Here is a 13,784-nt window from a genome sequence, read left to right on the forward strand (position 1 = left end):
TCCCAATCGGGCTGGTTGAATCCCGCAGCCAGTCTCTCGCCAAGCCACACGGGTTGCCTTACGATCCGGGGGTCGTCATCTCCACCGTAATACCGGATGACCTTGTCACGCGAGATCCAGAGCCCAGCAGTAGATTCGCCCGTGTCAATCGTCAAGGAGATGGCGGCCTCCTTGGTCGTCGGGTTCCAGATGAGCCCGTCTTGGCGCGTGAGCTCGACATAGAACGGCCCGCGATGCCACCGAAGGAGCCTGACTCGGAGCGAGACAGGGTCCAGCGTGTAGAGGGCGATCGGCCCTTCCGCACCCTTGTTTCCCTTGGCCAGAAGCACGCGCCCCGATTCGTCTGCACATGAGAACGACATGGAGCGAGGAAGTTCGCGCTTGCGGGTCCCAATCTGGATGTACTGAGTTTCCAGCCAGCCGCCTTCTTTGTCTGTGTGCGGCCGGATCCGGGCCGCGTCATTGCCAGACCACCAGGCGTCCTGGCAGGCGCCGGGGAGCTTTGTGATCTGGCGCGCCTTAAGGTCCACCACGACGGCCATTTGCGTATAGATCCGATAGATCAGCAGCCGCCCGCCATCGGGGCTGATCCTGATCCGTTCCGGTTGGAAGAAGTCCTCGTCTTTTGGCAGGTCGACAGCCCTGTCATCGGGCCAGAAGCAGAGTTGAGGCCTGTAAGGACCCTCAAACGAGTCTGTGGTGTAGTAGAGCGTTTTGCCCGAACGATCCCAGGCCAGTGCCGCGATCTCTCGGCCCTTCGGCAAGGCCATCCGCGCCTGTTCGACATAGTCGGGTCCTTGAGCCAGGACTCCTGAGCCGCAGCCTATCAGGGCAAGTAGTGTCGCAAACGTATGGTCATCGCCTCCTAGCTTTGCTTACGCCACAATCCCCAGTTCCGGCACGTTCTTCCAGACCCCTCGGGTGAAGTCGGGGACATCCACCGACCTTCCCCGCCTGGCCACTGAGACCTCGGAGAGCGGCGAGATCGCCGACCAGGCTGCCGCGTCGTAAACGTCCTGATCCAGCGGGAGACCGTTGCGCAGGCAGTAGACCATGCGCCAGAGCATGATGAAGTCCATGTCGCCATGGCCGCCGAGGTTGCCGGGCAGGTTCTTCACCTTGGTGTAGAGCGGGTGGTCGTATTTCTGGAACCACTTTCCAAGCTCTGCGTCCTCGGTCCAACCGTCGGCGCTCTTGGTCGCCAGCAGCCGGTTTTGCGCATCCTGGGTGCCCTTGGGCGCCTCGATGACCATGCGGTTCGGGTAGCCGCCGAAGACTCCCCGCGTACCCTGGAGCAGGTTCAGCCGGTTGTAGGGGCGCGGAAGCTGCTCATCCCACTGCACCATGATCGTCTTGCCCATCACCGTGCGTATGATCGTAGTATTGATGTCTCCGCAGATGAACTTGGCCTTATTCCACTTGTGGTCCGGCGGGAAGTTGTCCTTGGCGTATTGGGCGCGGACCCGCGAGTTCGAGGAGACCGAGCTGAGGAAGTCCATGCGGTCGCCTCGGTTGATGCCCATGTACTGGCACACCGGCCCCAAGCCGTGCGTCGCATAGAGGTTGCCGTTTCGCTTGATGTAGTGGGGAGTTCTCCAGCTCCCGGTGCCCCGCTCGATCTCGTGCATTTGGCCGCGCAGATCATGGATATAGGCGGCTTCGCCATGCAAAAGCTCACCAAAAAGTCCTAGGCGCGCCATGTGCAGGACCAGGAGTTCCTCTCGCCCGTAGCAGCAGTTTTCCATCATCATGCAGTGCTTGTGGGTCTTTTCCGAGGTCTCGACAAGCTGCCAGCACTCGTCGAGCGTCACACAGGCCGGCACCTCGATGAAGGCGTGCTTGCCCCGGTTCATGGCATCCACCGCCATGCGGGCGTGCTCCTCCCAGGGCGTCGAGATAATGGCGATGTCGATGTCGTCGCGGTCGAGCATCGCCTTATAGCTGTCTTTGCCGGGGCCGTAGATCGTCGGCTTGGGGCGGCCTGCCTTTACACACCGGTTGGCGCTGTTTTCGGCCCAATCGGGATAGAGGTCGGCGATCGCCTTGACTTCGACGCCATCGATTTGCAGCATCTGGGCGACGTGGCCGGAGCCTCGCGCGCCCACGCCAATGAACCCGACGCGCACCTTGTCCAGTTTCGGAGCCGCATAGCCCGCCATGGTCTTCTGGTTCTGAGCAGGAGTCGGCTCGGGGAAGGAGATTGAATCCGGTCCGAAGTCCGAGGCCCGAGGTCCGAGGGAGTTTGCCAGGGCTGACGAGGATAGGGCAGCAGCTCCGGCGGTGCCGAGGAACTGGCGTCGGTTGATGCGTTGGCTCATGGCGCCTAAGTTACCGCAGGTTCGGGGTCAATGGTGTTGCCGCCGGTTGGTCCATCGAAGAGGCGGCTACTTCTTGAGCTTCATCGAGATGTCCATCGTTTGCACGACATCCATCCCGTTGGCGCGAATCGTATTTCTGCCCTTGGCGGCAGATGACTCTGGAAATCCCGTGGCGACGTCGACCACAACGGTCCCTTGGGCGTCGATCACGAGGGTGACCTTCGTGGCGGCGGATTTTGCGCCGGACGAAGCCCCCATTTCGGCGCTGCCTTTCATCGCGTAAAGGATATGGGCCAGGGTCTTCCCACCTCGCTTCTCAACCTTCAGAAGCTTGAAGGAGATCGGAACTTGGCCGCCCTTGCTGATGGTCGCTGCGCCGGAGCTCGCGGCTCCCATCATGTCCTTCATGTCGATCGACGACTTCCAGGTGCTGCCGGGAGAAACGGGGCCGCTCGGAAAGACGACCCCGAGAAAGCCCGCACCCATATTCGACATGGAGCTGGCCAAGGGGTTGGCGGCCGCCTTTCCTCCCATCTCCAGCTTCCCAACGTTATTGCCTAGCGGATCGTAGAGTCCGGTTACGGTGAAGCCCCTGGTGGTGTCCTCGATCGCCTTCGCCATCCCCTCCATCATGCTGCCCTTCGGGGCTGAGACCGAAACGTCCGTGATCGTTGTCTTGACCTTGAAGCCCTTCGCGGATTTCGACAGGACCTCTAACGTCATGGTGATCCGCTGGGTGGAGTCCATATTCATGGGCCCGGCGCTATTGGCCCCGGCTTTCATCTGGATCGCCGTTGTCGCCGAGTAAACGGCTTTCTTGCCAGCAGGTGGGTTCAATCGAAGGGTAATCGCTTGAGGCCACGCGGTGGCCCCGACGAGCGTTGCCAGACATAGACAGGAGAGGGTCCTCACACCCTTCAGACGCGGCAGCAGGCCCCCTTTGATGCCGAAATTGACAGGATCCGAGCCCGCTTTTTTCTGCTCAGCCCTGTTTGGCACGCAATGTGCTCACCTCATTGACACAGACCGAGGTGAAGCCATCCAGGCAACACCCAACATGGCCAGGAGGCCCCGCTCGGTCAAGGGAGTGAACCATGAGCAACGCACGAACTTCTCGAATCCTCGTCCTCGCCGCCGCAACCGCCCTTATGGCTCAGGCAGGCGCCGTCACCTTCAGCTTTAGCGGCAATTCGGGCATCAACGGCCAGGCCCTATCCGCCACAGCCAAGTTCACGGTTTCGGGCAACCACTTGACCGTCGTGCTCACCAACACGGGCCTTTCCGCGGCCAACGCCGGTGGCAACGTGCTCGACGCGCTCTATTTCAACATCAACGGCACCCCGACCCTCTCCAACGGCAACGCCACGCTCACCGCAGGTTCGAACCTGGTTAAGAAGAACAACAACGCGAACCAGAGCGGCAGCAACCTGAATTGGGAGTGGATGTACAGCGCCCCCGCCGGCGCCGGCTCGATCGGCTCCCGTTCCTATGGCATCGGCGCCTCGGGCTTTGGTGGATTCGCCAAGGAGAGCGAGAGCTTCGACCAGGTCTTCCACGGCGGTTCGCATCATCCGGGCAACAACGACAGCGCCTACGGCATCGTTCCGACGGCGGGCATTTCGGCGGGCAACGGCTCCAATCTCTATTGCCGCAACTCCGTGACCTTCGCCTTCGACGTCAACCAGCCGATCCAGGAGAGCGACATTCGGAACGTCGCCGTCTCTTACGGCTCGGCCGGCGAGACCCAGCTCCAAGCGGTCCCTGAGCCCGCCACGCTCGCCGTGCTCGGCATCGGCGGTCTGGGACTGATTCGTCGAAAGCGAAACCGCCGATAGTCGAGGCTTCGGAGGCTCTCACCGAAAGGGGAGGCGGCAGGGAATCCGCCTCCCCTTTCTTGCTGCATTTCACCATTTCGGTACTTCGGTATTTCTAACAGGCTCCGAGGACCAATTACCGGGTTGAGACCTGGCATACGTACCGGCTTACGCGTGCGCGCGTCACGCGAGGAACGGGGTTTGACAATTACCGAGTGTGCTCAGCCGGACCCCATCGAACCTGGGAACGGGGCGTTGATTCGATTTGGTCCCAAGTCGGGAGCCGGTTGAGACGGGTGCTTTGAGCCGCAGAAGCGGCTAGTGAAAGGAGAAGAATTGATGAACCATTACTCTGTCAGCCGCTTGGCTATGATTGTCGCACTTTCAACTGCGGCGATCAGCGCCCATGCGCTCACGTTTACCTTTACCGGCGTTTCCGGGACAAACGGCCAGAACCTGAGCGCTGAAGCCACGTTCACGGTTTCCGGCTCGACCTTGACCGTCGTTCTCACCAACACCGCTACCGAGGCCGCAAGCGACGGCGCTAACGTTTTGGATGCGATCTACTTCGACGTCGATGGCGTCTACTCGTTCTCAAACGGCCAGGCGGCCCTCACGTCTGGATCGAGCCTCCGCAAGAAGGACGGCAGCACGGCATCGGGCAATCCGCTCAACAACGAGTGGATGTTTGACGGCCCTAAGGGCGCGCCGGTCAACCGAGACCTCGGGATCGGCTGCACGGGTTGGCTCGATTTCAACACGAATGCCGAAACGTTCGATCGCGTGTTCCATGGTGGAACGGGCAGCGCCGGCGCCAACGACAACTATGGCCTGATCCCGACTGCCGGCATCAGCGCGGGCAACGGATCGAACCTGTATGCCAGGAACTCGATGACGTTCACGTTCACGGTAAGCGGCGGCCTTACCGAAGCCAAGATCTCGGGAGCGAAGGTGTCCTATGGCTCAGGCGGCCAGACCGTGATCGAGCACGACCCGGTGCCGGAACCGGCCACCCTTGCGGTGCTCGGTCTTGGGGCGCTTGGCCTGATTCGGCGACGCAAGTAAGGTGCCTTCGCAACGAAGTAGCCCTTGCTGCTTACAAGGGCCACACGTGGCCCGTTGCCCCCCTTGGGGACAGCGGGCCATATTCGTTCTTGGGGGACCCAATCGGCCAAGAAGGTACCAATGTCCCCGCAAAATTGCGGGCTAGACGGGAATCTAGGGCCAGCACGTCACAATCTTCCCTTCCCCGGACAATTACTACCTAGCCATCTAGCACTAGTGCGGGGCACTCATTGCGCTTGCTTCATAGATGGAAAGGAGCACAAATGAATACGAGGTCAATCAGAAGTGTGCTGGTTGGGATTGGGGCAATCGGATTCGCAACGGCCCATGGGGCCATCCTTATTGCCGCAGGCAACTCAGCCTTCACCGACAAAAACGTGTTGTTCAACGACGGAAGTTTGACCCTTGATGGCACGACCATCAACGGCGTCCTCAACGGGACATCCACCTGGGTGGACTTCTTCAATGCCGGCGAGAGCCTGCACGGTAACGGCGGCCAGGCGCGCGTGGAAGGTTCCGACGGATCCTTCACCAAGCTCGAAATGAGCATGCACGATGCCGGTTGGGGCTACAAGACCCTGGTCTGGAACATCAATGCCGAAGATGACGGTACGGTCACGTTTACGGTGCACCACACCGGCGGCGCAGACCACGTCGAGTCGTTTTCCGTGAACGACAACGGCAATAACTTCTTCAGCATCAGCACCACGGCCGGAGAGTTCATCACCTCGACCGAGCTCGCCATGGATGTGGATGCCGAAGACGTGCGCCAGATCCGCGTCGGCGGCGAAGGCGTGGTGCCCGAACCGGCCACCCTTGCGGTGCTCGGTCTTGGGGCGCTCGGCCTGATCCGACGCAAGCGATAAGACATCTGCCGAGCACCATTGGCGAAGCGGTCCTTGGGTATTTCCGAGGACCGCTTCGTCGTTTGGTGGGACGTAAACAGGTATCTTGAAACCCCTGCGCGGCTGTAGCTCAGTGGATAGAGCGTCTCCCTCCGGAGGAGAAAGTCGGGGGTTCGAATCCCTTCAGCCGCGCCATTTTCACTCTTGTCCATAGCGGGCTTTTGGGTGACAGATGATTCGAGACGCATCGGTTATGCCTTGACGGCAGAAAATGGGTTGGACATGGGATGCGTCCATCCCACCACGGGTGGCGCCCCGACAGATCGGGATCCGTAGACTGCCGCTCGACCCTTGGCGACTCTCTTCTGACCCCGTTGGGACGTCGCGATCTGGGGTTCGGTTGCCCTCCTACCGATAGCCTTTCGCCAGGATCGTCTCCGCAATTTGAACCGCGTTCAGCGCGGCGCCCTTCAGGAGCTGATCCCCGGAGATGAACAACGCGATCGCATTAGGGTGCGAGATATCCCGCCGGATGCGCCCGACCAGGACGTCGCCCTGTCCACTGCTCTCCGAGGGCATCGGGAAGTGGTTGCCCTCCCGGTCGTCCACCAGTTTCACCCCCGGACTCGCGGCCATCGCGGCGCGGATCGCCTCGACCGTCGGCGGCTCCCCCTCGAATTCCACGGTCACCGATTCGCAGTGCGCCCGAAGCACCGGCACCCGTACGCAGGTCACGCCCAGCCGCAAGTCCGGCACGCCCAGGATCTTTTGCGTCTCCTGGATCACCTTCCACTCCTCCTCGTTATAGCCGAGCTCGTTGATGGCGGTGTTGTGGCTGAACAGGTTGAAAGCGTACGGGTGTGGCATAACCTTGGGCTCGGCCCGACCGCCGGCGAGCACGGTGCGGGTCTGGTCCTCCAACTCGCGCATGGCCGCCGCTCCCGCGCCGCTCGCGCTCTGATAGGTGCTCACGGTGACCCGCTCCATCTTGCCGAGCTTCATGAGGGGATAGAGCGCCATGCAGAGGATAATGGCGGTGCAGTTGGCCACTGCGATCAGCGTGTCATCCCTGGTCATCGCGTCCTGGTTGATCTCCGGAACGACCAGCGGCACCTCGGGGAGCATCCGATAGGCGCTGGAGTTGTCGATGACCGTGGCGCCCGCAGCCCTGGCGATCGGCGTGTACTGTTTCGAGCGTCCCGCACCCGCGCTGAAGAACCCAAAGTCCACGCCCGCAAAGCTCTCATCGTTCACGGCCTGAACCACGTTTTTCTCGCCCCGGAACGCAATCTCCTTTCCGGCGGATCGCTCGCTGGCCAGGAGCGTGAGCCTGCCCACCGGGAAGTTTCGCTCTTCAAACAGGCGGACGAACTCGTGCCCTACAGCGCCGGTGGCGCCCAGAACGGCAACGTGATAGGTTCGGGACATAGGGTGATTAGATACCAGATGGGGGTTCTGCTGTGCTGACGGAGAAGGGGGAGTGTGGGAGTTTGGAAGGGTGGAAGGGCGGAGGAGAGGGACGGGAGTTGGGAAGGGTGGCGGGGTGGAAGTGGGCACTGGTCTGGCCCACGCCAACCTTCTTAAGTTAACCGGCAATTTTGCTATTCCCCTGATGATCTTGCCGGGTCTTAAATGGAGGAGTTAGCTTGCCGCATCGGTGGAGCTTTGGAGAATGCCCCAATGAAAATGAGATTTACAGCCATCGCAGGTCTGGTGGCCTGCGTTTCTGCTGCCCAAGCCTATGTCATCGTGCAGCCCACCGCCGCTACGAGCACCCACACCAGCTATACAGGCGGCGAAATCGAGCGCACCATCGATCAGAGTGGCTTGTTCACCGGCTATACGAGCGGCGTGACCGACTTCGATGCCTACATCGCTTCCAGCCCGTACCACACCAATATCTTCTTTGGCTATGAGTGGTGGGTGGATGACGGCTCCACCACCGACACCCTGATCTATGATCTCGGCGCGGTGTACATGGTGGACCGCGTCGCTCTTTGGAACGAAGAGAGCGCCGGACTGGACAGCGTGACCGTGACCACAGCCACCCTTTCGGATTTTTCCGACGCTATGGGTGGCGGCGGCTTCACGGCAACGGACTGGCCCGAAACCATCTATCTGCCTGACGTGCACACCCTTGCCGGCGGAGTCCGTGCGACTCGCTACGTGAAGCTCGAGGTCACGGCAGACCCCACGCCCTCGAACGCAAGCCTTGGAGGCGTTCCTTACCTTTCCATGGGTGAGTTTGCGGTTTCCGCGGTACCTGAGCCCGCGACGATGGCCGTTCTTGGCCTCGGCGCGGCCGCGCTCTTGCGACGACGCAGACGCTAGTCTCTCCGTATGCCAATCGAATCGCCCCTTTGGCAGAACTGCCAAAGGGGCGATTCTTTTCGATGCCGCGCTTCTCCGTTGCACGGCTCGATGGGCCCGTGCCGCGCGTTCGTTCCTTTGCGCATCTGGCGAACACCTAAAGTGCGCCGGCACGGAACCGGCGGCTTTGCGCATCTGGCGAACACCTAAGGTGCGCCGGCACGGAACCGGCGGCTACTCTATGGGACTTCCGGGTCTGTTAAGGTGAAGCGCCGGCTAAAACACCTCTCGCTCCACCTTCTCAAGCGCCTTCGCTGAGTCGAACACCTTTTTCATCGCCTCTTCCGCCTTGGAGTCGCCCTCCGAGCGGATCGCCAGGAAGAACCAGACCTCGCTTCCAACCGTAACCGCATAGGAGGTCGCCACCTTCTTCGCGCCCTTCGACTCAAAGGTCAGCGTCGCGTGGACCACGCTTTGACCTGCAAGCGGCGCCCGATCCACCTTAATCGCCACGTTTCTCACGTCGGGTAGCTTCGATTGACCCTCCGATTGCCACTTCAGCGCCTTTTCCAGCAAGGTGTGATCCAGCTTTACGCCCTCGCGAACGGCCATCTGCGTCACCCGAAGGACTAGCCCGTCTTGGCTCCCGGCAAAGGTGGTCTCGTTGTCAAACCAGTTCGCGTTGTGCATGTTGGTCGGCTCGCCCGCCCCCAGCGGAAACGGAACGATCATTCGAAGGCCAGGCGCACCGGTCTGGAACCGGTACCACCCCGAGGCCAAGTCCATGAACTTCCGGCTCGAGACGATCCGCTGGGCGGTGTCGAGGTCCTTTTCCTCAAATGTGTAGCGCGCCATGCACCCCCACTCGCCATCCCAACCAGCCCAGTAGCCATAGCCCACCTTTTTGGGAGGCATGCCGCTGTCGGAGATGGCGATCATCAGGTCCACCACCTGCGCCCCACCCTCCATGGAGTTCGCCTTGCTCATGTTGTTCTCGTTCAGCATCGAGCCATAGATGCTTTTGGAGAGCGCCTCGGCGCTTGCGAGCGCGCGGAACGGGTCGAAGTAGCCACCGGTCGCCTTGGGAAACACCTGCAGCACCATCTCGAACGACCCGAACTTCAGCTTCCAGGACTTGGCGTCCTGGTTGCGGGTGTAAACGCTCAGCCCTGCGTCATCCTCGGCTTGAACCATCGGGAAGGGCACCTCCATGCTCAAAGGGGACGTCCCCACGCGCATACGCTCCCATTTGGGCTCCTTGGGAGGCTCTTGGGGCTGCTGCAACCCGGCAAAGAGGGCGACGGCGAGGGGTAGGGCCGCTAGGATCATGGCGTCTATGGGTTTAGACGCAGCACCTAGGGGATTCGAACAGTAACTTGTGCATCGCGGGCCACATAGGCTGTGACCCCAGTGCCCACCTGCGCGTGGATGGTATGGCCTCGGAAGGCGCCCTTTAGCCCCTGTTCGATCGATCCCGCCAATTCACCAAGCTCCTTGAGGGCGTTCAGCGCAAGGGCGATGTCGCCGGTGGAAAGGGCGGTTATCGATCCGCTACGGGCCGAAGCCAAGAGCTTTCCAAGGTCGTCGAGACTGGACTTACCGTCTTCCGAAAGGTATTTCTTGGCGCTCTTGAGGTCGGTCGCATCCAGCAGCTGCCTAAGGGCCCTCTCGGTCTCGGCGCCGCCGCGAAGATTCTCCGCGTTTCCAGCCGAGAGAAACTGCTCCAGCGCTTGGTTCAGGTCCTCGACCGTTGCCCGTTGTGTACCATCGACAAGGTTCTTGACTTCGGCCTCCAGCCGCCCGGGGACGGAGTTCTCGCTCGTGAAGCGGAAGACCTCGTCGCCTTCCGACTTGGGTGCGGCCGTGATGGCAATCGCGTTTTGGCCCTCGGGCTTGATCGTGAAGAACCGAACGGCAAGCCGCGCGGGCCGGTTCATCGCTGCCGAAAGCATGCCTTCGCTTCGCGACTCGGCCACTTCGCCTTCGGCCAGAGTCCCCCTCGGCACGAGCACTCTGCCTTGGGAGTCCTTGATGTCTTCCGAAACGACGAGCGCGACCTTCGCACCCACGTCGGCCGTTCCCGCGCGAAGGTCGGTCAACAGCACCAGCGGCACCTTGGTGCCGGCGGAAAGGGTGGCCTGGACCTGCTTGTCGGGAGGATTGATGACCGTCTGGCCGGAGCACCCCGCCACGGCAAATAGGACGGAAGCGATCACAGGAATAGCGAGAAATGCCTTCATGGCTTATTAGGGAAACGTGTTGGAGAGGTTTGGAGTTTCAACTGTGCGTGGGGCGAAAGGCGAAGAGCGAAAAGCGAAGGAAGGAGGGCGGGCTTCAGCGCGCCTTGTGCGCAGGGCATTCATGCCCAAGCCGCATCGAGGAATTGCCTGCTCCTAATGATGCTCGAGAGACGCTGCACTCTTGCGCGACAACCAGGACCCGCGCGGAGTGAAAGGCAAAGGAGTGCGCCGATCTTCGGCGCACCATGGAGCGCAGGCATCCTTGCCTGGCCCTGGAGGGCGAGTCTCCGTCCGAGCCGGCCGAGGGGGGGTGGCTCCGGCATGACCGGCGACCCCGTTGGCGCACTTTGGCAGTCTTGCCCGTTGGCTCCTTCACGTGGAATCCCCTGGAGTGATTGCCCTCAGCCTTTCCGGAGTCTCCCACCCCAACCCCTCCCTCAGTTTAGCTTCGCAAAACCAAGGGAGGGGCAATACTACCGCCCCACATCGGCCCTGAGCGCCAACGCTCGTACCAGCGGGTTCGGATCCTCCCGAAGCTTCAGAAACGCTACTCGGAACTCCGCCGGGCACCGGCCGTCCAGCGCCAAGAGCGCCTGCGCCCGAACCCCCGCACGGGGGTCCTCCAACCTCATTCCCACGAACGTCAGTGCCTCTGGCGTACCTATCAACCCGAGCATCTCGATCCCCGTTCGGGCTCTGACCTCCTCAGGGTCCTCCGCCAGCGACCTCGCCGTGATCACCGACTGCTCTGGCAGCTTAGCCATCACAGCCATCGCCGCCTTTCGCATCGGGAGTGAGAGGTCGAAGAGGAATGCAGAAGCAGTTCCAAGCGCGCTTGGATCGCCGATCTGCCCAAGCGACACCATCGCCGCCAAAGCCGTCAAGCGGTCCTTCGACGTAGTGAGCAGCATCAGATCGTTGCAGAGTTCCTTGCCACCAAGCAGGCCCGAAGCTCGCGAAGCCAGCCGGGCTGTTTCTGGGTTCTGCAGCGCTTTGGGTAGGTAAGCCGCGGCCTCCTTGATGGTGCCATCAATGCAGGCGCCAAGTGCGGGAATGACCACCGCCCTCTCCCCGGCCCCCACCTTTTCCGCGAGGACCGCGCGCCCTTCGGGCCCAATGCCATTGGCAATCAGCGCATACGCGCTCTGCTCCAAACGGCTTGCGTTGGCGAGCTTGTTGTCCGCGATCCAGCGCATCGCCGGGACACCGATCTCGATGAGGGAATCTACGGCTTCGGCGGCGTCTTGCTGCGCGGTGCCCACGGCCCATTGCGTGGCTCGCCGATACAGTTCGGCGAGCGCCTCCATCGAGGGCATCGGCTTGGACCCGGGTATTGGCTTCGGCCTTTGAGCGGGAGGAATAGCCGTCTCGGTTCCGGCAAGGCTCGACTCTTGGTCGAGTGCGACGGCCCATTGAGTTGAAACCCGCCCCGCCCCATCCGCCAGACCGTCCATGAACTTGTCCGGCCCGTTCATATCGACAAACACGCCGAGCGACCCGGTCCCCCTCGCGGGGTTTCCGGTGGCAGGTGGCCCGATGTACCGGTCCTGGCCCGCCCCGTCGATAAAGACCCCCAAGCCGTTCGCGTTTCCCGTTCCGGGGCTGGCATCCCTTGAAGCATATAGATCGTCGCCTGCTCGGTCCAGAAAGAACGCCACCCCGTAGTCATGCCCGATGGCGTGGCAGGCGCCCCAGGTCACCGCGTAGCTGTCGTCGCCCGCGAGGTCGAACAGGAACGCTCCGCAGAGGTGCATCGCGCTGGCCTGCGAATAGTGGTAGGCGCGGTAGGTGTCGTGGCCCTTGGCGTCGAAGAGGCTGCCGAGACCAAACCAGTAGCTCGCCGCCTGGCAGTAGGTCTCGCCGATGTAGGCGTCATCACCCGAGAGATCGGTCAACAACCCGACCCCTCCGCTCAAGCCGCCCGTGTCCTCGCGGTAGCCGGTGCCGAAGCCTTGGGCATTGGAGTAGTGGATGTCGGCGAAGAGCGGCGAGTTGAGAATCACGCCGCCGGCCCGATAGGTGTCGTCACCGGCGAGATCGATTAGCCAGCCGACCCCTTGGGTACTCGCTGCTCCCTGAGCGTTCATCGCGGCTTGATAGTGGTCTATGCCTGCCGTGTCCACACACACACCGATTCCGAATTGGGCGTAGCCCTGGCCCATCGACTGGCACGCATAGAAATCGTCGCCGCCCTCCTTGAGGAACACCCCGACCCCCGCGAGCCCTGCGCCGAAGCACAGCGACTTGCCTCGGAAGACGTCTTTGCCGCCGAAGTCCATGGCGATGCCGATGCCGGTAACCCCCGCGCCGATACTTAGGTCTGGCACGTCGTACACATCGTCTCCACCAAGATCGAGCAGCACTGAGGCGTATCCTGGGCCGGCGCCGTAGCGCCCCGTGTAGCGGTCGTTACCGCCGAGGTCCACCGCAAGCTGCGCGGCCCTGCCCGAGTGCTCGTTGGATTCAACGCCGGAGAACTCCACGGGCACGTTGCCGGCCACAAACTCGATCTGCCCGCGAAACGTCCTTCGCTTGGCGATGTCGGCGAGCGCCTTGGCGGGTCCGGAAATGTCGAACGCCAGCCGCTGCGCCGCCATTCGGATCCTCGAGAGATCCACTTTCGCTAGCAGCTCTAGCAGTTTGGCCTGATCGGCGGTTTTGACTTTGGAGAACTCCACCTCGAACTCAGGCGTAGCAAATCTCGGAAGACCCTCGAGCAGCGCTCGCTTCTCCTCACCCGTTAGTTTGCCTAGTGATGCTTTCGTCTCCGAGCTGGCCCGATAGACTGCGGCCACGAGCCCGCGCATCGCCTCGTGGAACGCCTCCGGGATCGCCAACGGTATCTTGATGTCCGGCAATCCCGCCGCGCTCGAAGCGTCTCCGGCGGTGTCGGCAAGCAGCTCTGTCCGGCAGAGACTCAGCAAATCGAACACACTTCGGCCAGCCCGAGCGTGGATCCCCGTCAGCTTGCTTGCCGCTTCGACGGGCTTGTCCAGGCAAAGGTCGGTGATCGGCAGCCGATAGGCGTCTGAGAACGCCTTTCGCTCCCACTCCAGGTCGGAGAGCTTCATGTTGCCGAGGAAGAGCGTGTCCGCCAGAGCTTTGGTTTCCGATTGCAAAATCTGGGACAACGCCAACCCGGCGCAGGCGGCCAGCATCAGTGAGAGCAGCGCTTTCGCGAACTTCAAAGGA

Annotated in this window: 11 protein-coding genes and 1 tRNA gene; 5 read left to right on the plus strand and 7 right to left on the minus strand. The window is 61.9% G+C overall.

Annotated features, from left to right (window positions below):
- From HZC36_16725 to HZC36_16735, 3 genes are all read right to left on the minus strand, one after another.
- Window positions 1–764: hypothetical protein (locus HZC36_16725; GenBank protein MBI5708631.1), on the minus strand; the 764-nt coding region annotated here is incomplete at its 3' end.
- 111 nt (window positions 765–875) lie between these two features.
- The gene (locus tag HZC36_16730) at window positions 876–2,318 is read right to left on the minus strand and encodes a Gfo/Idh/MocA family oxidoreductase (protein ID MBI5708632.1); all 1,443 of its coding nucleotides are present in this window, start codon (window positions 2,316–2,318) and stop codon (window positions 876–878) included.
- A gap of 66 nt (window positions 2,319–2,384) precedes the next feature.
- Complete coding sequence (locus HZC36_16735; protein MBI5708633.1) at window positions 2,385–3,155, minus strand: hypothetical protein; 771 nt, start codon at window positions 3,153–3,155, stop codon at window positions 2,385–2,387.
- Between the two features lie 257 nt (window positions 3,156–3,412).
- On the opposite strand from HZC36_16735, the gene HZC36_16740 reads away from it, so the two are divergent.
- The 4 genes from HZC36_16740 (at window position 3,413) to HZC36_16755 (ending at window position 6,237) form a co-directional block, all read left to right on the plus strand.
- Window positions 3,413–4,153, plus strand: a complete 741-nt coding sequence (locus HZC36_16740) for a PEP-CTERM sorting domain-containing protein (protein MBI5708634.1) — start codon at window positions 3,413–3,415, stop codon at window positions 4,151–4,153.
- 318 nt (window positions 4,154–4,471) lie between these two features.
- Window positions 4,472–5,197 (plus strand): PEP-CTERM sorting domain-containing protein, encoded by a 726-nt coding sequence (locus HZC36_16745; GenBank protein MBI5708635.1) that lies wholly within the window; start codon window positions 4,472–4,474, stop codon window positions 5,195–5,197.
- Between the two features lie 263 nt (window positions 5,198–5,460).
- Window positions 5,461–6,063, plus strand: a complete 603-nt coding sequence (locus HZC36_16750; protein ID MBI5708636.1) for a PEP-CTERM sorting domain-containing protein — start codon at window positions 5,461–5,463, stop codon at window positions 6,061–6,063.
- A gap of 98 nt (window positions 6,064–6,161) precedes the next feature.
- Window positions 6,162–6,237: transfer RNA gene (locus tag HZC36_16755), tRNA-Arg, on the plus strand.
- 213 nt (window positions 6,238–6,450) lie between these two features.
- On the opposite strand, the gene HZC36_16760 is transcribed toward HZC36_16755, so the two are convergent.
- Entirely contained in the window at window positions 6,451–7,470 is a 1,020-nt protein-coding gene (locus HZC36_16760; protein MBI5708637.1) for an aspartate-semialdehyde dehydrogenase, read from the minus strand.
- Between the two features lie 252 nt (window positions 7,471–7,722).
- Here HZC36_16760 and HZC36_16765 point away from each other — a divergent pair, with 252 nt between their 5' ends.
- On the plus strand, window positions 7,723–8,373 hold the full coding sequence (locus tag HZC36_16765) for a PEP-CTERM sorting domain-containing protein (protein ID MBI5708638.1): 651 nt from the start codon (window positions 7,723–7,725) through the stop codon (window positions 8,371–8,373).
- A 255-nt stretch (window positions 8,374–8,628) separates the two neighbouring features.
- Here the strand turns inward: HZC36_16765 and HZC36_16770 are convergent, their stop codons facing one another.
- The 3 genes from HZC36_16770 to HZC36_16780 all read right to left on the minus strand — a co-directional run bounded on the left by HZC36_16770 (window position 8,629) and on the right by HZC36_16780 (window position 13,780).
- Window positions 8,629–9,681 (minus strand): hypothetical protein, encoded by a 1,053-nt coding sequence (locus tag HZC36_16770; GenBank protein ID MBI5708639.1) that lies wholly within the window; start codon window positions 9,679–9,681, stop codon window positions 8,629–8,631.
- 26 nt (window positions 9,682–9,707) lie between these two features.
- Window positions 9,708–10,592: a hypothetical protein gene (locus tag HZC36_16775; protein ID MBI5708640.1), complete on the minus strand. Its 885-nt coding sequence runs from the start codon at window positions 10,590–10,592 to the stop codon at window positions 9,708–9,710.
- Window positions 10,593–11,065: 473 nt separating this feature from the next.
- A complete protein-coding gene (locus HZC36_16780; protein MBI5708641.1) occupies window positions 11,066–13,780 on the minus strand; it encodes a HEAT repeat domain-containing protein in 2,715 nt (904 codons plus the stop codon).
- Window positions 13,781–13,784: the final 4 nt, after the last annotated feature.

The sequence above is a fragment of the Armatimonadota bacterium genome, from assembly GCA_016223145.1.
Taxonomy (GTDB): Bacteria; Armatimonadota; Fimbriimonadia; order Fimbriimonadales; family Fimbriimonadaceae; genus Nitrosymbiomonas.

Coding starts and splice junctions, on each gene's coding strand:
- HZC36_16730 (MBI5708632.1), bottom strand. CDS start 2,318: ATGAGCCAACGCATCAACCGACGCCAGTTCCTCGGCACCGCCGGAGCT.
- HZC36_16740 (MBI5708634.1), top strand. CDS start 3,413: ATGAGCAACGCACGAACTTCTCGAATCCTCGTCCTCGCCGCCGCAACC.
- HZC36_16745 (MBI5708635.1), top strand. CDS start 4,472: ATGAACCATTACTCTGTCAGCCGCTTGGCTATGATTGTCGCACTTTCA.
- HZC36_16750 (MBI5708636.1), top strand. CDS start 5,461: ATGAATACGAGGTCAATCAGAAGTGTGCTGGTTGGGATTGGGGCAATC.
- HZC36_16760 (MBI5708637.1), bottom strand. CDS start 7,470: ATGTCCCGAACCTATCACGTTGCCGTTCTGGGCGCCACCGGCGCTGTA.
- HZC36_16765 (MBI5708638.1), top strand. CDS start 7,723: ATGAAAATGAGATTTACAGCCATCGCAGGTCTGGTGGCCTGCGTTTCT.
- HZC36_16770 (MBI5708639.1), bottom strand. CDS start 9,681: ATGATCCTAGCGGCCCTACCCCTCGCCGTCGCCCTCTTTGCCGGGTTG.
- HZC36_16775 (MBI5708640.1), bottom strand. CDS start 10,592: ATGAAGGCATTTCTCGCTATTCCTGTGATCGCTTCCGTCCTATTTGCC.